This is a genomic window from Bradyrhizobium sp. USDA 3311 (assembly GCF_054062495.1).
Genome location: NZ_JBSSFI010000001.1, coordinates 4,514,451 through 4,532,425, shown reverse-complemented (window position 1 = coordinate 4,532,425; position 17,975 = coordinate 4,514,451). Strand labels below are relative to the sequence as shown.

At 66.2% G+C, this 17,975-nt stretch carries 15 protein-coding genes and 1 pseudogene; 6 read left to right on the top strand and 10 right to left on the bottom strand.

Features of this window, described 5'->3' with window-relative positions:
* Positions 1-77 precede the first annotated feature (77 nt).
* Complete coding sequence (locus ACVWW6_RS21445; protein ID WP_271553945.1) at positions 78-1,037, top strand: lysylphosphatidylglycerol synthase transmembrane domain-containing protein; 960 nt, start codon at positions 78-80, stop codon at positions 1,035-1,037.
* Between the two features lie 35 nt (positions 1,038-1,072).
* Positions 1,073-2,068 carry an MraY family glycosyltransferase gene (locus ACVWW6_RS21440; protein ID WP_439711373.1) on the top strand — a complete coding sequence of 332 codons (996 nt, stop codon included), beginning with the start codon at positions 1,073-1,075 and terminating at the stop codon, positions 2,066-2,068.
* Here ACVWW6_RS21440 and ACVWW6_RS21435 read toward each other — a convergent pair.
* The 6 genes and pseudogenes from ACVWW6_RS21435 to rfaD all read right to left on the bottom strand — a co-directional run bounded on the left by ACVWW6_RS21435 (position 2,056) and on the right by rfaD (position 9,920).
* Positions 2,056-2,945: pseudogene (locus tag ACVWW6_RS21435) on the bottom strand (NAD-dependent epimerase/dehydratase family protein). The gene ACVWW6_RS21440 and the pseudogene ACVWW6_RS21435 overlap by 13 nt on opposite strands.
* Entirely contained in the window at positions 2,942-4,162 is a 1,221-nt protein-coding gene (locus ACVWW6_RS21430; protein WP_456681358.1) for a glycosyltransferase family 4 protein, read from the bottom strand. Before ACVWW6_RS21430 ends, ACVWW6_RS21435 begins: the two are co-directional and overlap by 4 nt.
* Positions 4,163-4,164: 2 nt before the next feature.
* The gene (locus ACVWW6_RS21425; RefSeq protein ID WP_271552924.1) at positions 4,165-6,075 is read right to left on the bottom strand and encodes an SDR family NAD(P)-dependent oxidoreductase; all 1,911 of its coding nucleotides are present in this window, start codon (positions 6,073-6,075) and stop codon (positions 4,165-4,167) included.
* Positions 6,076-6,159: 84 nt separating this feature from the next.
* A complete protein-coding gene (locus ACVWW6_RS21420) occupies positions 6,160-7,446 on the bottom strand; it encodes an O-antigen ligase family protein (RefSeq protein WP_271553665.1) in 1,287 nt (428 codons plus the stop codon).
* Positions 7,443-8,927 carry a D-glycero-beta-D-manno-heptose-7-phosphate kinase gene (rfaE1, locus tag ACVWW6_RS21415; RefSeq protein ID WP_271553667.1) on the bottom strand — a complete coding sequence of 495 codons (1,485 nt, stop codon included), beginning with the start codon at positions 8,925-8,927 and terminating at the stop codon, positions 7,443-7,445. The genes ACVWW6_RS21420 and rfaE1 overlap by 4 nt, the downstream gene beginning before the upstream one ends.
* Positions 8,928-8,939: 12 nt before the next feature.
* Complete coding sequence (gene rfaD, locus ACVWW6_RS21410; RefSeq protein WP_271553669.1) at positions 8,940-9,920, bottom strand: ADP-glyceromanno-heptose 6-epimerase; 981 nt, start codon at positions 9,918-9,920, stop codon at positions 8,940-8,942.
* A 159-nt stretch (positions 9,921-10,079) separates the two neighbouring features.
* Between rfaD and waaF the strand changes: the two genes are divergently transcribed.
* A complete protein-coding gene (gene waaF, locus ACVWW6_RS21405) occupies positions 10,080-11,150 on the top strand; it encodes a lipopolysaccharide heptosyltransferase II (protein ID WP_271553671.1) in 1,071 nt (356 codons plus the stop codon).
* Between the two features lie 178 nt (positions 11,151-11,328).
* Here waaF and ACVWW6_RS21400 read toward each other — a convergent pair whose 3' ends face one another.
* Positions 11,329-12,366 (bottom strand): glycosyltransferase family 4 protein, encoded by a 1,038-nt coding sequence (locus ACVWW6_RS21400; protein ID WP_271553673.1) that lies wholly within the window; start codon positions 12,364-12,366, stop codon positions 11,329-11,331.
* A 127-nt stretch (positions 12,367-12,493) separates the two neighbouring features.
* Between ACVWW6_RS21400 and galE the strand changes: the two genes are divergently transcribed.
* From galE to ACVWW6_RS21385, 3 genes are all read left to right on the top strand, one after another.
* Positions 12,494-13,507, top strand: coding sequence for a UDP-glucose 4-epimerase GalE (galE, locus tag ACVWW6_RS21395; RefSeq protein WP_028173210.1), 1,014 nt, complete (start codon positions 12,494-12,496; stop codon positions 13,505-13,507).
* Positions 13,508-13,625: 118 nt separating this feature from the next.
* Positions 13,626-15,428 carry an ABC transporter ATP-binding protein gene (locus ACVWW6_RS21390; RefSeq protein WP_271553676.1) on the top strand — a complete coding sequence of 601 codons (1,803 nt, stop codon included), beginning with the start codon at positions 13,626-13,628 and terminating at the stop codon, positions 15,426-15,428.
* Positions 15,429-15,463: 35 nt separating this feature from the next.
* Positions 15,464-16,165 carry a fumarylacetoacetate hydrolase family protein gene (locus ACVWW6_RS21385; RefSeq protein WP_110116673.1) on the top strand — a complete coding sequence of 234 codons (702 nt, stop codon included), beginning with the start codon at positions 15,464-15,466 and terminating at the stop codon, positions 16,163-16,165.
* Between the two features lie 67 nt (positions 16,166-16,232).
* On the opposite strand, the gene ACVWW6_RS21380 is transcribed toward ACVWW6_RS21385, so the two are convergent.
* The 3 genes from ACVWW6_RS21380 to ACVWW6_RS21370 form a co-directional block, all read right to left on the bottom strand.
* Entirely contained in the window at positions 16,233-16,691 is a 459-nt protein-coding gene (locus ACVWW6_RS21380; RefSeq protein WP_162603656.1) for a YybH family protein, read from the bottom strand.
* A 12-nt stretch (positions 16,692-16,703) separates the two neighbouring features.
* Positions 16,704-17,633, bottom strand: a complete 930-nt coding sequence (locus ACVWW6_RS21375) for an aspartyl/asparaginyl beta-hydroxylase domain-containing protein (protein ID WP_456681363.1) — start codon at positions 17,631-17,633, stop codon at positions 16,704-16,706.
* A gap of 145 nt (positions 17,634-17,778) precedes the next feature.
* Entirely contained in the window at positions 17,779-17,934 is a 156-nt protein-coding gene (locus ACVWW6_RS21370; RefSeq protein ID WP_165448167.1) for a hypothetical protein, read from the bottom strand.
* Positions 17,935-17,975 lie beyond the last annotated feature (41 nt).

Below are 17,975 nucleotides of genomic sequence, written 5' to 3'. Positions count from 1 at the left end.
CCATACCAAAGCGGCCTAATTCGGCGCCTGGCGTCGGGTTGCCTCAAATCTTCGCAAACCCTGTTCATGCGGGCGAGATGCGCCGAATCCTGCTGTCGACGGCCAAGATCCTGATTTCCGCAGCGCTGCTCTACCTGGCGCTGCGCAAGGTCGATCTGTCCGAACTTTTGTCGCGCTTCACCGTAACCAGCCTGTTCTGGATCGGCATCGCGATCGCCGTCACGTTCCTGCAAATCTTCGTCGGCGTGCTGCGCTGGCGCCAGATCAGCGCCGAATGCGGTGCGCCGCTCGAGCTCGGCCGGGCCATGCGCTACAACGTGATCGGATCCTTCTTCAACCAAACCCTGCCGTCCGCGATCGGCGGCGATGCGGTCCGGCTGTGGCTGGTCGCGCGCGCCGGCGCCGGCTGGCGGGCGGCCACTTACTCCATCTTCGTCGATCGCGCGATCGGCCTCGTCGCGCTCGCGATCCTCATCGTCGCGAGCCTGCCGTGGAGCTACACCCTCATCACCGATCCGCATGGACGCTCGGCATTGCTGCTCGTCGATCTTGCGGCGCTCGCGGGCGGCCTCGGCTTCCTGGTCTTCGGCGCGCTGAAATGGCAATGGCTGAAGACGTGGTGGGCCACCCATCACATCCACGCCTGCGCGGTGATCGCGAACCGCGTGATCTTCAGCCGCAGGCGCGGGCCGATCGTTGCGATCCTGTCCCTGACCGTGCATGGGCTCGCCGCCGTCGTCGCCTGGTGCGTCGTGCAGTCGATCGCCGCTCCGGTCCGCTTCAGCGACGTCTTCCTGCTCGTGCCGCCGGTGATGCTGATCACGATGATGCCGATCTCGATCGCCGGCTGGGGCCTGCGTGAAGCCACGATGGGCCTGGCGTTCGGCTTCGCGGGACTTGCCGCCAGCGAGGGCGTCAACGTCTCGCTGCTGTTCGGCGCCGTGTATTTCATCGTCGGCGCGATCGGCGGCCTGGTCTGGATCCTCAGCGCGGAGAAGGCCGCACAAGGGTCGGCTCCGATCGGAGTGCCGGAGTGACGACGTTCGTCTCGGGTCCGGGACCTGCGGCGGGATTGGTGTTGCTCGCACTTGCGCCAGCCGTGCTGGCTGCGCTGATCTCCGCCTGCATCACCTGGCGGAGCATGCCGCTGCTGCAACGTTACGCGTTGGCACGTCCGAACGCACGCTCGTCACACAGGATTCCGACTCCGCAAGGCGCGGGCATCGCGGTTGTCGCGGCCACCCTGCTGGTGGCTGCAACCTGGGCAGCCTGGACTCACGGCTCGATTCCCCTGCCCCTGATCGGCTCCGCTGTGCTGATCGCTCTGGTCGGACTTGTCGATGACATCAGGCCGTTGCCGGTCGCGCTGCGTCTGTTGTTGCAGGCGGGAGCCGTGGCCGCCGTCGTATTCACGACGCCCGAGGCGCTGCGGATCGTTCCAGCCCTGCCGCTTGCTTTTGAACGCATCCTCATTCTCATCGGCGGCGTCTGGTTCGTGAACCTCGTCAACTTCATGGACGGGCTCGACCTCATGACGGTGGTGGAGGTGGTGCCAATAACGGCCGCGCTCGGATTGCTCGGATGGTATGGCGACCTATCTCCGTCCGCCGGCCTGCTCGCCACGGCACTGTGCGGCGCCATGCTCGGCTTTGCACCGTTCAACAAGCCGGTCGCAAAAGTCTTCCTGGGCGACGTCGGCAGCCTGCCGATCGGCCTTCTGCTCGGCTGGTGCCTGCTGGACCTCGCCTGGCACGGGCAGCCGGCCGCGGCGCTGCTGCTGCCGGCCTATTACCTCGCGGATGCCACCATCACGCTGTTTCGCCGCATCGCCCGCCGCGAGCAATTCTGGTCGGCGCACCGCTCGCACTTTTACCAGCGCGCGACCGACCATGGCTTCAAGGTCCCGCAGGTGGTCGGCGAGGTGTTCGCGCTCAATCTGGTGCTGGCGCTGCTGGCGATCCTCACCGTGCGCGCCGGTTCGATCACGGTCACGATCGCCTGCCTGCTCGCAGGCGCAATCGCCGTCGGCTTCGTCCTGCGGCGCTTCTCCCGCCCTCAGGCGTCCTGAGCCGACAGCGCGAGCTGCAAACCCTCGTCGAGGGAGACCTGCGGCTCCCAGCCGGTTGCGATCGCCTTGGAGATGTTGAGCTCGAGCGAACCGATCAGGTTGTCGTGCGTATCCTGCCGGCCGATCATCGTGAGGAGCGTGCCGAGCAGGTCCGGCGGCATGCCGAACAGCCGCGGGCTCTTGCCGGACGCTTTCGCCAGGCGCTCGATGAATTCGGGCGTCGAGACCTGCTCCTTGTCCGCCACCAGGAAGATCTCGAAATTGCTGGCGGGGTCGGGATGGGCGAGCCGGCGCAGGATGAACGACGACAGGTTCTGCACGGCCAGGAAGGCGCGGTGATTGTGGATCGCGGCAAAGGGCAGCGGCAGCCCGAGGCTCACCGCGCGCGTCAGCAGCGCGAAATTGCCCTTGGCGCCAGCGTCCTCAAGCCCGCCTCGGCCGCGGCTTTGGACATGCCGTAGAGGCCGCGCGGCGTCAGGATGTCCTTCTCGCTGAACGGTGCGCGGCCCTCATTGCTGCGGCCGTGCACGAGAACGGTGCTGACGAAGATGAACTGGCGCACGCCGGCCGTCGCCGCCGAGTGCGCCAGATGCAGCGTGCCGGCGATGTTGACGTTGCGGTAGAGCTGGACCGCGTGCTCCTCGTGCTTGTGGTGCACGCGCGCGGCGAGATGGACGACCGCGTCGACCCCTTCGAGCGCGGCCTGCCAGTCGGTCTCCGGACCGATCGTTTCGATCACGACCTCGTCGTCGGCACCGGTCGGTCTGCGCACGGCGCGGCGGACCGACCATCCCTGACGTGCGAGGGCGGGCACGACATGACCGCCGACGAAGCCGCTCGCTCCCGTGACCAGCACGACCGGTTTGCGTTCTCTCATCGTTGCTCCGACAGGTCCGGGTTGCGCAACAATTCTTCGACCAGGGCGGCATAGGCGTTCATCGCGGTGGCGCGGTCGAACTTCGATGCCGCCTTCACCGCGCGCTCCGCCATGGCACTGTCGTCGGAACGCGACGCCGCGCGGATCGCCTCGGCGAGCTGGTCGGCGCGGCCCGGCGTCACGACCCAGCCGAGCCCGTTCTCCACCACCGTCAACGCAGCCTCGGCCTCCGGCTCGGACGCCAGCACCACGGGGCGGCCGACCGCCAGCAGATTGTAGAACCGGCTCGGCACCGACACCCCCGCAACGTCCTTCCGGTACGGAATGATCCAGAGATTGGCAGCCGCCAAAAACGCCTCGAGCTCGGCATCCTCGACCCGCGCCACGAAGGAGACATTGGGCAGGTTCGCGGCCGCCTGCAACTGCTGCAGCCGCGCAAAGCCGATGCCCCAGCCGGAGAGCAGGAAGTGAATATCCGCCTCGCCCTTCAGGAGGCGCGCCGCCTCGAACACGATCTCCGGGTCATGGGTGAAGCCGAGATTGCCCGACAGGCCGACGACGAAACGCGCGGGAATCGCCTTGCGGAACGGATTGTCCGGCGACAGCGGACGCGGCCCGGGCGCGATCGTCGCCCAGTTCGGGATGAAGCGGATCTTGTTCCGCCTCATGCCGGCATAGCTCAGCAGCGGCCGCTCCGCATCGCGGCCGATGGTGATGACGGCATTGAGCGCGCGGAACATCAGGTTGTTGGCGAAGCGCATCGTCCGCGTCACCATCGAACCGGGCTTCAGCAGGCCCGCCATCACCAGCACGTCGGGGAAGAGGTCGTGCATGATCAGCGCCGAGCGGGCGCCCTTGAGCCTTGCCGCGGCCGCCACCGCATAAGGCAGCATGAACGGTGCGGTGACGGTGAGCACGACGTCCCCTCGCTTCAGCTCCCGGACCAGTGCGAGGAACGTACGCGACGCGAACAGCAGCTCGGAGGCGCCGCGCCGCACCAGCGCCGCCTTCCCCGCCATCCGGTTCCTGATCGCGACGACGCGCGGCCTGCCCGGGCCGGTCTGCGCGGCCGGCAGCGCGCCTGGTGAGCCCGACAGCACCACGACCTCGTGGCCTGCGGCAAGGCGGCAGGCAATCTCGGCCATGATCGCCGCGGTCGTGCTCGTATCCGGCGGATAATGCTGGCTCGCGACGACGATCTTGCCTTGAGACTGCATGGTCAGGCCGCGGTCGACCCGAATTCCGGAACTGCATCCTTCAGGATGGTCCTGATGGTGGCGCGATCGTCGCGCGCGATCGCCTGCTCGAGCGCCGCGATCCACTTGCGCAGCGTCTGCATCGGCGGCTCGTTCGGCTGCGCGGCCATGATGCCGGCGACGCCGATCTCGCGGGTCGGCTCCTCGGAGGCGAACAGGATCTCGTGCAGGCGCTCGCCCGGCCGCATGCCCGTGAACACGATCTCGATGTCGTAGCCGGGTTGAAGGCCGGAGAGACGGATCATGCGCTCGGCGAGATCGACGATCTTCACCGGCTGGCCCATGTTGAGCACGTAGACCGAGACGTCCGACCGCTGCGTTCCGAGCGCATGCGTCGCCGCCGTGATGACGAGATCGCAGGCCTCGCGGATGGTCATGAAGTAGCGGACCATGTCGGGATGCGTCACCGTCACGGGGCCGCCGGCCTCGATCTGGGCCTTGAACTTCGGCACCACCGAACCGTTCGACGCCAGCACATTGCCGAACCGGACCGAGATCAGCCGCATCGGCCTGGCGCCGCCGCTGCCCGCGGAGAGATCATGGTCGAGCGCCTGGCAGTACATCTCGGCGAAGCGCTTGGTCAGGCCGAGCATCGACACCGGCTCGATCGCCTTGTCGGTCGAAATCATCACCATGGCTTCGGCGCCGGCGCTCTGGGCGGCGTCGGCAACGTTGATCGAGCCGAAGATGTTGGTCTTGACGCCCTCGCTCCAGTCGCGCTCCAGGATCGGCACGTGCTTGAGCGCTGCGGCATGGAACACGATGTCCGGCTTGAACTCGGCCATCAGGCGCATGATGCGCTCGCGGTCGCGGATGTCGGCGATGCGCCCTTCGACCGCAGCGGCCGAGCCCTGCGCGGCCAGCGTCTCCGTCACCGCGTAGAGCGCCGGCTCGGAATTTTCCACGATCAGCAGGCGCGCGGCGCCGAAGGCCACGACGCGCTCGCAGATCTCCGAACCGATCGAGCCGCCGCCGCCGGTGACGATCACCGCCTTGCCCCTGATCAGGGCTTCGAGCCGCGCATAGTCGATCGTCTCGCTCGGCCGCAGCAGCAGGTCCTCGACCGCGACGGCGGTGAGGCGGGGCGTATCGCCGCTCTCCAGCGAGGGCATGCGATTGATGATCACGCCCAACTTGCGCGCCCGCATCAGGATCGATTCCGGGTGCGCGTCCGGCTCGAATGCCGACGGCGTCATGATGAGGCGCGCAATCGGCTTGTTGCGCTTGGCAAAGTCGCCGATCACGTCCTCGATATCGTCGATGCCGCCCAGCACCGGAACGTTGCGGATGAACTGGCCGCGATCCGAGCTCGACGGCGACAGCACGCCGACCGGCCAGATTCGCTTGATCGCTCCGCTCTCGATGCCGCGGAGCAGCACCTCGGCATCGGCGGCGCGGCCGATCAGCAACGTCGGCGCGGCATCCTCGGTCCTCGCATGGCGCCGCACCCGCGTATAGCGGAAGTAGCGGTAGGTCATGCGCAGCGCGATGAGGAAGGAGATCTCGAGGAACCAGTAGAGGACGATCGTCACCTTGCCGAGGAAGAAGGCGCCGCGGACATTGGGGGCGACGAAGATGTAGTCGAGTACCAGGAGGGCAACCGTCAGCACGCTCGCGACGCGGATGATGTTCAGCGCGTCGGGCAGCGAGATGAAGCGCCATTTCGTCGTGGTCAGGTTGAAGACGAAGAAGACGACCACGCTGAAGGCGAGGAAGTAGGGCAGGATCTGGAACAGCAGCGGCAGGCGGTCGTAGAAGCCGTCGCCGCCTTCAAAGCGCAGATAGAAGGCCGCGAACAGCGCCGCGGTGGTCGCCAGCAGGTCGTGGAGCGCGATCAGAAAATTGCGCAAGGTGAGATGCGATAGACGCGTCATCCGACGACCGATGAATATCCCGTTAGGTGCAACCTGACCGCGCTGATAACCCATCTCGACCGGACTTGCCAGCCGCGCGGCCGCTCAGGAACCGGCTTCCCCCACCTTCGCCCCGCCCTGTTGTGCCTGGAGCACGATGCCGCCGGCGACACCGACGCCGATGACGTACATCCAGCCCTCGTGGAAGTCGAACAGATGGGAGTTGAACAGCGAGGTGAAGATATTCTGCACGACGACGAGAAGGCCGACCCAGTTGGCAAGCCCGTCGCCACGAAACAGGAGAAGATGGAGGATCCAGATCGCGTAGAGGACGACGACGCCGATGACACCCCATTGCACGGCGACGTTCAGCGTCTGGTTGTGCGGATTGCCGATCACCTCTGCGGAAGCCAGGTACTGTCCGCTGGGTGTCGCGGCGCGCTCGAACAATCCGCGCGTTGAACCCGTGCCGTGTCCCACGATCGGCGCCTCAACGAAGAAGCCGAGAGATTTGCGCCAGAACTCGAGCCGCAAGCCCGCCGAGGTCGGCTCGCCCTTCTCAACATAGCGCGTGTACTCGTCGGCAAACCTGTCGGCGGTCTTGCGCAATTGCGGCGAGGCCTGCCAGGCGAGAACGGCGCCGGCGATCAGAGCGGCCGCGATGATCGCGATGCTGCGCCACCTCAAATGAAGCAGCGCGAATACGCCGACCATGATCGGAACCGTGACGAGCGCGGTGCGCGACACCACCACGAAGGCCATGTTGACGAAGAAGCTCAGCGCCAGCGCCGCGAGCAGCCCGGCGAACCAGTAGCGCTTCTGGCGCAGCAGCATCACGATCGGATAGGCAAGCGCCACCGCGCAAAGCGTGAATTCCTGGCTCTGGTCGATGTAATTCTTGACGAAGATGCCGCGTTCAACGCGGTCGCTCTTCAGCGCGAGGTCCGGGTAGAAGGCGACGATCCACGACATCACCGACAACAGCGCGCAGGACACCAGGAAGGCGATGAACACCCAGTTTCCGCGCCGCGAGCGCTCGAAATGATAGAGCAGGACCGGAAGCACGAGCAGCTTGACGGTCGGATTGACGGCATAGAAACGCGCGCCCCAGGTGGCGTCCGACCACAGCGTTCCCACCAGCGCGAGCAGGACCAGCGCGATCGGCGCAACGCAGATCGGACGCTTGAGCGACTGCACGAACGCGCGGACGTCGAGGAACGGCACCATGCACAGCAGCATCAGGGCGTTGAAGATGCCCGCAAGCGACGTCGACCAGGGCAGCGAGGCCGCGGTGAGGATGGCAAACAGATCGACGGTCTCGCTCCAGGCCGCCGGGCTGCGCAGGCGCCGCCACAGCATCTGGCTCGCCGTCTCGCGGGCAAGTGCCGTCACTTGGCCCCTCCCCGCGCGCGATGCACCAGCGCCGTCGTGCTGAAACCCTGGAGGATGTCGACCAGCACGACCACACCGCCGGCGGCCTCGACGACCTCATGGCCGACCACCTGCTCGAGGGTGTAGTCGCCGCCCTTCACCAGCGCAGCGGGCTTGATCCGGGTGATCAGGTCGATCGGCGTGTCCTCCTCGAAGATGACGACGAGATCGACCGCTTCGAGCGCGGCCAGCACCTCGGCACGGGCGCGCTCGTCCTGGACCGGACGGTCGGCGCCCTTCAGCCGCCGCACCGAGGCGTCGCTGTTGAGGCCCACGACCAGGCGGTCGCAGGCGCCGCGCGCCGCGGTCAGCACCTTGACGTGGCCGGGATGCAGGATGTCGAAGCAGCCATTGGTGAAACCGACCCGCAAGCCCTGCGTGCGCCATTCCGCGAGCTGCGCGTCGAGCGCCGCCGGCTCGAGCACGATCTTCTCCTCGGCCGCGAGATAGGCGTGCGGCAGGATCTTTCGCCGCAGCTCGGCTGTGCTCACAATGGCGGTGCCCAGCTTGCTGACGGCGACGGAAGCGGCGGCATTGGCCACGCGCAGCGCCGTGTCCCAGTCCGCGCCCGCCGCGAGCGAGACCGCGAGCGCGGCGGCGACGGTGTCACCGGCGCCGGAGACGTCGCGCACCTTCACCGGGACGGCCGGAACGTGAACGGCCGCGCCGTTGCGCGGCACCAGTGTCATGCCGTGCTCGCCTTGCGTGACGAGGATCGCCTCGCAATCGGCGAGCCGCATTACGTCCTCGCTGGCATCGACGATGCTCTGCGGCGTGTCGGCGCGGCTGCGGGTGGCCTCGGCAAATTCCTTGCGATTGGGCGTGAGCAGCGTCGCGCCGCGATAGATCGCCCAGTTCAGGCTCTTGGGATCGACGATCACCGGCTTGCCGAGCTTTCGTGCGGCGTCGATGGTGTGGCGGATCACCCGCGCCGTCAGCACGCCCTTGGCGTAGTCGGACAGCAGCACGATGTCGGCGCGCGCGATCTGCGGCAGGATCGCCTCGATCAGCTTCGCCTCGACCTCGTCGGAAGCAGGCTGCGCCTGCTCCCAATCCGCGCGCAGCATGTGGGTGGAGAAATGCTCGGAGACGAAGCGGACCTTTCGCGTGGTCGGCCGCGACGGATCGCACACCAGCACGCTTTCGATGGCAGCCTGGTCCGCAAGCGCGGCCGCGAGCCGCTTGCCCGCATCGTCCTCGCCGACGAGGCCGACGAAGATGCAGCGCGCACCGAGCGAGGCGACATTGCGCGCGACGTTGCCGGCGCCGCCGATATGGATCTCGCTGCGCTGGGCAACGATGACCGGCGTCGGCGCTTCCGGCGAAATCCGCGACACCTCGCCATAGACGAACTCGTCCAGCATGATGTCGCCGATGCAGAGCACCGTGCGGCCTGAGATCGTTTGCGCGAGGGCGTCGAAATCGAGAATGGGCGTCGGCATGATCCTGGAGCCTCAGCGGAAGCGGTCGGGCCGGTCGAGATAATCCCCGACATAGGCCTTCACCGCATCCTCGAGCGTCGTGAAGCCGCCGTTATAGCCGGCGCGGCAGAGGCGATCGACCTCGCTTTGGGTGAAGTATTGATAGCTGTTGCGGATCTGTTCGGGCATGTCGATATATTCGATGTTGGGCCTCGCCCCGAGCGCCGCATAGGCAGCCAGCATCAGATCCTTGAAGCTGCGCGCCTTGCCGGTGCCGACGTTGAACAGCCCGGACACCGAGGGCGTTGCCAGCAGCCACATGATGACGCGCACGACGTCGTCGACATAGATGAAATCGCGGCGCTGGTCGCCGTCGGCAGTGCCTTCGCGATGCGACTTGAACAATTGCACGACGCGGCCCGCCTTGACGTCGTCGAAGCGCCGCGCCAGCACGCTCATCATCGAGCCCTTGTGGTACTCGTTGGGGCCGAACACGTTGAAGAATTTCAGGCCGGCCCATTGCGGCGGGAGCTTCTCGCCGCGCGCGACCCGTTCGGCTACGGCGAGATCGAACATATGCTTGCTCCAGCCGTAGAGGTTCATCGGCCGAAGTTTTTTCAGCGCAAGGACCGAGGCGTCGTCGTCAAAGCCTGTCTCGCCGTCGCCATAGGTCGCCGCCGAGGAGGCGTAGATCAGCGGCACCGCATTCGCCGTGCACCAGTCGAGCAGGCGCATGGAGAGGCGGAAATTGGTTTCGAACACGAGGTCGCCGTCGGTCGCGGTGGTCGCGGAAATCGCCCCGAGATGGATCACGGCGTCGAGCCTGCGGCCCTTCAGCCAGTCGGACAGCTCGGCCGGGGGGACGATATCCACAAGCTGGCGCTTGGCGAGATTGCGCCACTTGCCGTCGGTGCCGAGGAAATCACAGACGGCGACGTCGCTGCGGCCGGCGTCGTTCAACGCAGCCACGACATTCGACCCGATAAAACCGGCTCCGCCGGTCACCAGCAACATTCCAACTACCCTGCCCGATGTTTGCGGCCCGATCCCTGCCGTAGCGCATCATTTGCCAAAGTGTAAGCATTTTGGGACCAGCGCTCTCCCGGCTTTACCTGCCGGCCCGGAGCGGCTAACCGAACCGCCACATCAGCTCGCCGTCGGTCCTATTAACGAATGAACAGAGATTCGCAACTTAGTGGAAGCGCAGATCGGAGCGACACCCGCCCGATCCTGATCGTTCCCTACATGTGGATCGGCGATTTCGTCCGAAATCACACCGTGGTGCGGGTCCTGAAAGAGCGCTGGCCGAACCGGCCGGTCGATCTCCTGACCACGTCCCTGTGCGCCCCGCTGGTCGACTACATGCCCGGCGTGCGCGCTGGCATCGTCTGGGACCTGCCGCGCAGCCGGCTCGCCGTTGGCCGCCAGTTCGGCCTGGCAAAGCTCCTGCGCGAGCGGAACTACGGCACGGCCCTGGTGCTGCCCCGAACCTGGAAAGCGGCCATCGCGCCCGCGCTGGCCGGCATCCCCGAGCGGGTCGGTTTCGTCGGTGAGTTCCGGTTCGGCCTCCTCAACCGCTGGCGCTGGGGCGAAAAAAAGCTGCCCCGCTTCATCGACAAGAACGCCGCCCTGGCCCAGCCCGACGGCGCGCCCCTGCCCCCGGAATGGCCGGTGCCGCAATTGCGGGTCCCGGCCGAGGACATCGTCCGTTGGCGGCAGGCCAATGGCCTCAGCGCCGGGGCAGCCGTGGCGCTTGCCCCCGGCTCGGTCGGCGTCTCAAAGCGCTGGACCTACTATCCGGAGGCCGCCCGCTTGCTGGTCGAGCGCGGGCTGGAGGTCTGGGTGGTCGGTGGCCCGGCGGAAAAGGGCCTCGCCCAGGAGATCGTCGCGGCCGGCGGCCGGGGGGTGAGAGACCTCACCGGCACGGACCTGCGCAACGGCGTGCTGGCCATGGCCGCGGCGGGCGTTGCCATCTCCAACGATTCCGGCCTGATGCACATCGCAGCCGCGCTCGGCACGCCCACCATGGGCATCTTCGGCCCGACCAGCCCCTACCTCTGGGCCCCCCTCAACGGCCTTGCCGCGACCCTGGTCCAGGACAAGAGCGTCCTGTCGTGCCAGCCCTGCCAGAGCACCATCTGCAAGATGAACGACCATCGCTGCATGCGCGATATCGCGGCGTCGGAGGTGGTGGCGATCGCGCAAAGGGTGCTGAGTGAGGCGAGCGCGCGCGTTACGACTTGAGGCCATTGGGGCTGCGCCGATGATGACATCCTGCCAGTGTCTTGCCCGACGAGTCAAATCGGCTTCGTAAAATCCGCAGCGCGGCGACCCCGCCGCCAAGCCATTGATTCCGATGGCACCGGCTACTGTGCATGGGGTTGTTTTCGCGGTTTTTGTTTGGGGACGCGACAGCGGCGCCTCAGAGCAGCGGCCGATAGACCTCGCCGATCCGCGCCGCTTCGGCATCGAGACTGAACTTTGCAAGCACCCGCGCCCGTCCGCGCTCGCCCATCGCAGTGGCCGCCGTGACGTCCTGCATCAGCGGCTCGAGCGCCGCTGCGAGCGCATCGGCATCGCCCGTCGGGATCAGCACGCCCGTCACGCCATCCTCCACCACGAGCTCGGCCGCACCGGCGCGCGCGGCGACCAGCGCGCTGCCGGCCGCCATCGCCTCGATCAGCGTGAGGCCAAAGCCCTCATTGCGCGAGGTGAAGGCATAGATCGTCAGCCGCTGGTACCAGCGCTGCACCGCTTCGATCGGCAGCTCGCCGGTGATGACGATGCGCGACTGCAGGCCGGCGGCCTCGATGCGCTTCCTCAGTTCGTTCGCGAAGGGCGTCTGCTCGGGCGTGACCTGACCGACGATGACGGCGGTGAAATCCGGATAGCGCGGCAGCAGCCGGCACATCGCATCGACGAATACGTCGGTGCCCTTCTGCGCGCGCACCCGGCCAAAGCAGCCGATCGCGTAGCGGCCCGGCAGCGCGGCTTCCGCGAAGGCAGCCGTGCGATCGGTCGGCGGCGCATAGACGTCGGTGTCGACGCCATGCGGGATCACGGTGGCCTTCACCTTCAGGAACGAGGCCGAGATGTCCGACGTCGCGATGATCGCGTCCATCCGGCGGATCAGCCATCGCGTGATCCAGCTGTGGTGCCGCTGCGCCGCCGAGGTGAACACGAGCTTCAGCGGCCAGCCGAGCGCGCGCAGCACGACGCCGGCGATCATCTCGTTGTTGCGGCGCGCATGCCAGATCAGCGGCGTCTTGCGGCGCCATAGCTTGAGGAAATCGGCACCGCTCAGGCGCGCGATCCCCTCCGGCGCGTCGGAGCCGAACCACGCCGCGCGATACAGTCTTGCCAGCCGCGGCGCCACCATCCGGTTGGTCGCGGTGACCCCGGAATAGCGCCTGTGCAGATTTGGCACGATCACTTGCAGATCGTCCGGGGGATTCGCCACGTCACGCTCCGTTTAGCGGACCCCCTATACGCAACATTAAGCATAGTGACCAGTTCAGCCGCGCCGAAACCCCCTCTTCACCGCGCAAACGTTAACTTGGCGCGTTGCTCGAAGACGGGTGAGATCAATGACTGTTCTAGTCACCGGCGGCGCCGGCTATATCGGAAGTCACACGGTCCTGGCGCTGGCGGAAGCCGGCGAGGACGTCGTCGTGATCGACGATCTCTCCACCGGTTTCTCCGCCTATCTGCCGGAGGGCGTGCCGCTGTTCATTGGCGACGCCGGCGACGAGAACCTGCTCGAGGGTGTGATCGCCCAGCACAACATCGAGAGCATCATCCATTTCGCCGGCTCGGTGGTCGTGCCGGATTCGATGCGCGATCCGCTCGGCTACTACCGCAACAACTTCATGACTGCGCGCAACCTGCTCAACGTCGCGGTCAAGCGCGGCATTGGCCGTTTCATCTTCTCCTCGACCGCAGCGGTCTACGGCGATCCTGACCAGGTGCCGGTGCCCGAACACGCGCCGACGCGGCCGCTGTCGCCCTACGGCTCGTCCAAGCTGATGACCGAGATCATGCTGCACGACGTCGCCGCCGCCTACGGCATGCAATACGTGACCCTGCGCTACTTCAACGTCGCGGGCGCCGATCCGCAGGCCCGCATCGGCCTTGCCACCGTCGGTGCCACGCATCTGCTCAAGATCGCGGTCGAGGCCGCGACCGGCCAGCGCGCCAAGATCGACGTGTTCGGCACCGACTATCCGACCCCGGACGGAAGCTGCATCCGCGACTTCATCCACGTCACGGACCTCTCGCAGGCGCACCGCTCGGCGCTCGCTTACCTGCGCAATGGCGGCGCCTCGACGACGCTTAATTGCGGCTATGGCCGCGGCTATTCGGTGCTGGAGACCATCGACGCGGTGCGCCGGGTTTCGGGCCGCAGCTTCGCCGTGCAATACGCCCCGCGCCGGCCCGGCGACATCATGACCATGGTCGCCGACACCAGCCGCATCCGCGGCCTGCTCGACTGGAAGCCGCAATATGACGACCTCGAGACCATCGCAGCCCATGCGCTGGCCTGGGAGGACAAGCTGTACCGCGAGCGCCACGGCGAGCTCCGCCACGCCGTCTCGGCCTAGATTCCATCCGGACGCAAGCCCTTAATTGGGCTTGAAAAACCTCGCTTTAGCGGGCACAGAGGCCCTTCGATCCCTGACGCGCGGGCAGGCTTTGTCCTGCGCCGTCAATGGACTACGGATGGCCCAGTTTCCAAAGAAAATCACCGACGATCCCTATACGGCCGCGGTCCTGATTCGCCGCCTGGTCACGGAACAGGGGATCGTCTATTGGCGGCGTTACCTTGCCGCCTTCGCGCTGATGGCGCTTGCCGCCGGATCGACCGCGGGCGCGACCTACGTGCTCGGCCAGGTCATCAACCAGGCCTATGTCGACAAGAACATCCCGGGCATCGCGATGTTCTCGGGCATCACGGTGATCCTGCTGTTCATCAAGGGCGTGGCGACCTACGGCCACATGGTGATCCTGACCAAGATCTCCAACGCGATCCTCGCCACCAACCAGCGCCAGCTGTTCGCCAAGCTGATGCGCGAGAGCATCGGTTTCTTCTCCGAGCGGCATTCGTCCGAATTCCTGGCGCGGCTGACGGCCGGCGCCAAATCCATCACCGACGTGCTCAACATGCTGGTCAACGCCATCGGGCGCGACTTGCTAATGCTGCTCGCCATGATCGGCGTGATGGTGTGGCAGGACCCGCTGATGTCGTTCATCGGCCTCGTTGCAGTGCCGCCGGCGATGCTGGTGCTGCGCAAGCTGGTCAAGCGCATCAAGGGCCTCGCCTTCAACCAGTTCACCGGCACCGCCGACATCATGGAGACGATGCAGGAATCGCTGCAAGGCATCCGCACCGTCAAGGCCTTCACGCTCGAAGAGACCATGCAGAAGCGCATCGACGAGAACATCGCGATCGTCGAGCGCAACGCCAACAAGATGGCCCGCGTCGCCAACCGGTCGAATCCGCTGATGGAGATGCTCGGCGGCTTCGCGGTCGCCGGCTGTCTCCTTTACGGCGGCTACAGCGTGGTCGCGCTCAACGCCACGCCCGGCGCGTTCTTCTCGTTCATGACCGCCTTCCTGATGGCGACCGAGCCGGCCAAGCGGCTGGCGCGGCTCAACATCGACCTCAACAGCCAGCTCGTCGGCGCGCGCATGCTGCTGGAGGTCGTCGACAGCCCGGCGAGCGAGCACTCCGACGACGACAAGCCGGCGCTGAAGCTGTCGGACGCGCGGATCGAGCTGCGCGACGTCAGCTTTTCTTATCGCGCTGGCGAGACCGTCCTCAACCGCATGAGCTTCACCGCCGAGCCCGGCAAGGTCACCGCGCTGGTCGGCCCCTCCGGCGGCGGCAAGTCGACCGTGCTGGGGCTGCTGTTGCGCTTCTACGAGGTGACGCAGGGCGACATCGTCATCGACGGCCAGTCGACCGGCGCGGTCTCGCGCAAGTCGCTGCGGGCTCAGACCGCCTATGTCGGCCAGGACGTCTATCTGTTCCGCGACACCATCCGCAACAACATCGCCTTCGGCAAGCCGGGCGCGACCGAAGACCAGATCATCGATGCCGCGAAAGCGGCCTGCGCGCATGATTTCATCATGAGCTTCCCGCTCGGCTACGACACGCCGGTGGGCGAGCACGGCACACAGCTTTCGGGCGGCCAGCGCCAGCGCATCGCGGTCGCGCGCGCGCTGGTCAAGAACGCACCGATCATCCTGCTGGACGAAGCCACCGCCGCGCTCGACTCCGAGTCCGAGAAGCAGGTGCAGGAGGCGATCGAGCATCTCTGCCAGAACCGCACCACCATCGTGATCGCGCACCGCCTGCACACCATCATGCATGCCGATAGCATCCTGGTGGTCGAGGGCGGCGAGATCGTCGAGCGGGGCCGGCACGACGAGCTGCTGCGCCGCTCGGGCCGCTACGCCTCGTTCTTCCGGTTGCAACATCACGACGCCGGCACTCTGGCGCCGATCAGCGCAACCGCATAGAGTTCCCTTTACCCCAAGAGCAGCGAGACCGCTTCATGAACGCCGCCTCCTACGTCATCCCGCTTCCGCCCCAGGCTTCGCTTCCCGTCGTCGGTGAAAGCGGCCGCTATCCGGTGCGCCGCATCTGGTGCGTCGGCCGCAACTATCTCGAGCACATCCGCGAGATGGGCAATGACGAGCGCGCGCCGCCGTTCTTCTTCGCCAAGCACGCCGACATGCTGGTGCCCGATGGCGCCACCATCCCCTATCCGCCGCTAACCAAGGACCTGCATCACGAGGTCGAACTGATCGTCGCGATGAAGAGCGGCGGGCTGAACATTCCCGCCGACAAGGCGCTCGACCATGTCTACGGCTACGCCGTCGGCATCGACCTCACCCGCCGCGACCTCCAGATCGCCTCGCGCAAGAAGGAGCGTCCGTGGGAGATCGGCAAGTCGTTCGACTATTCCGCGCCCTGCTCCGCCGTGCAGCCGGCCGCGAAGATCGGCCATCCCGCCAAGGGCAAGATCTGGCTCACGGTCAACGGCAAGGAGGCGCAAAAGGGCGACCTCACCGAGCTGATCTGGAACGTGCCTGAAATCATCTGGCAGCTCTCGCAGCAGGTGAAGCTCGCCGCCGGCGACATCATCATGACGGGCACGCCGGCCGGCGTGTCGCAACTCCAGCCCGGCGACAAGCTCGAATGCGGCGTCGACGGCGTCGGCACCCTGAAGGTCTCGATCGGTCAGCCGGAATAGGCTGCACGACATCTCGAAATCGAAAAGGCCCCGGACATGTCCGGGGCCTTTTCTGTTCGGATCGCATCTACCGGGCCTTCACCGGCCGATTGGCGTGGCTCGCCTGCGGCACACCGCGATTGAGCGACATGTGGGAATGCACGCACAGCCAGCCGTCGGCGGTTTTGGAGAACACCATCGTCGCCCGGCCCGGACGCGGAAACGCGCTGCCGTCGGGATGATAGCCCGTGCTCGTCCACGGCGCGATCACGGTTGCCATCGCGCCGTCGGGGGATGCCAGAACCGAGGTCTGCTCGAGCACGAAACGGAAGTCGGCCGTCTTCGGCCAGACGTTGTCCCATTGCGTTGAGACCCATTGGTCGAGGCCCGGGATGACATCGTTGTGCGTGCCGAAAGCAAGCACCTCGGGATGAAACAGCGGCCGCGCCGAAGCGTAGTCGACCTCACGGACATAGCCCGCGAAGGTTTCCAGCCACTGGCGGAAGAATTGCACTATCTCGGTGTTCGCGGTCGGCAAGGGGACCATTCGCACCTCGGTTTACCGCAACGCCGACATCACGATCAGACCGAGGATCAGCGCCGTCAGCGAGTATTTCAGCGTGTAGTAGACGTTGCGGTTCCACTCCTTGACCTTGCGGCTGGCGAGATGGATCTCGTAAAGCTTGCCGAACACCTTGTTGAGCACGCCGACGCTTTCGCCGTCGACGTTCTGGGTCGCCGATGCCTTGACGATGTGATGGCTGACCCAGCGGTTGATCGCGGTCATGAAGCCGAACTTCATCGGGCGCTCGACGTCGCAGAACAGGATGATGCGATTGACGTCGGTCGCGTTCTCCGCGCTGTGGATGAAGGTCTCGTCGAACATGAAGGCCTCGCCGTCACGCCAGACGCATTCGACGCCGTCGACCAGGATGCGGCACTTGTTCGAGTTCGGCGTGACGAGGCCGAGGTGATAGCGCAGCGAGCCGGCAAAGGGATCGCGGTGCGCGCCCAGCCTGCCGCCGGGCGGCAGCATCGCGAACATCGCGCCGTGCACGCTCGGAATCGAATTGAGCAGCTCCACCGTATTCGGGCACAGCGTGCGCGCCGACGGCAGGAAGTCGTCGTACCATTTCAGGTAAAACCGCTTCCAGCCGCTCTTGAAGAACGAGTAGAAGCCCCAGTCGTTGTTCTTGGCGGCTGCGCGGATGAAGCCTTCGTCGAACAGGCGCACGGCCTCGTCGCGGATGGTCTCCCAATTCTCGCTGAGCGGCTTGAGTTCGGGAAACTGCTCGACCGGGATCACCGGCTTGTTCGGCACCGCCGAGCCCGCATACATCAGCACATTGTAGGGGGCGAGATAGGTCGAGTGATCGCCAAGCTGGCGCGCGAAGCGCAGCCGTTGCTTGCCGCGGAAGTGAACGTAGATTGTCGATGCCGCGAGTACATACAGAATGACGAGTTGCGGCGCAAAAAGCTGTTTCAGCATTTCCCCAGTTCCCGAGTGACCCAGCCGGGGACGTGATCTACTCCGAGCCGGCCCGACCGGCAAGATATTCGCCGGTAGGTTGCAATCACGCTGGGGAGAGCGGGGGTACGGAACCTGGGGCTGAAACCGGCCGAAACGAGCCGAACTACGCCCGCGCCAGTGCCTGGAGACCCTTGAAGGTCAGGCGCTTGGGGTCGGTTACGCCGGCGAGATAGAGCCTGCGGATGAACGCGATGACGGCGTCGCGGTCGCAATCGGTCAGCGCGACGACGGCGTCGACCGCGATCTTCTGGGCTTCCATTGGGCTCACCTCGGCCTTGCGAGTAACCCCGGCCGAGACAG

Excerpts from the sequence above, each read along its gene's own strand:
- ACVWW6_RS21375 (WP_456681363.1), bottom strand. The coding sequence starts at position 17,633 with ATGCTGAAACAGCTTTTTGCGCCGCAACTCGTCATTCTGTATGTACTC.
- ACVWW6_RS21385 (WP_110116673.1), top strand. The coding sequence starts at position 15,464 with ATGAACGCCGCCTCCTACGTCATCCCGCTTCCGCCCCAGGCTTCGCTT.
- waaF (WP_271553671.1), top strand. The coding sequence starts at position 10,080 with ATGAACAGAGATTCGCAACTTAGTGGAAGCGCAGATCGGAGCGACACC.
- ACVWW6_RS21430 (WP_456681358.1), bottom strand. The coding sequence starts at position 4,162 with ATGCAGTCTCAAGGCAAGATCGTCGTCGCGAGCCAGCATTATCCGCCG.
- ACVWW6_RS21390 (WP_271553676.1), top strand. The coding sequence starts at position 13,626 with ATGGCCCAGTTTCCAAAGAAAATCACCGACGATCCCTATACGGCCGCG.
- rfaE1 (WP_271553667.1), bottom strand. The coding sequence starts at position 8,927 with ATGCCGACGCCCATTCTCGATTTCGACGCCCTCGCGCAAACGATCTCA.
- ACVWW6_RS21380 (WP_162603656.1), bottom strand. The coding sequence starts at position 16,691 with ATGGTCCCCTTGCCGACCGCGAACACCGAGATAGTGCAATTCTTCCGC.
- ACVWW6_RS21425 (WP_271552924.1), bottom strand. The coding sequence starts at position 6,075 with ATGACGCGTCTATCGCATCTCACCTTGCGCAATTTTCTGATCGCGCTC.
- ACVWW6_RS21445 (WP_271553945.1), top strand. The coding sequence starts at position 78 with ATGCGCCGAATCCTGCTGTCGACGGCCAAGATCCTGATTTCCGCAGCG.
- ACVWW6_RS21370 (WP_165448167.1), bottom strand. The coding sequence starts at position 17,934 with ATGGAAGCCCAGAAGATCGCGGTCGACGCCGTCGTCGCGCTGACCGAT.
- rfaD (WP_271553669.1), bottom strand. The coding sequence starts at position 9,920 with ATGTTGCTGGTGACCGGCGGAGCCGGTTTTATCGGGTCGAATGTCGTG.
- galE (WP_028173210.1), top strand. The coding sequence starts at position 12,494 with ATGACTGTTCTAGTCACCGGCGGCGCCGGCTATATCGGAAGTCACACG.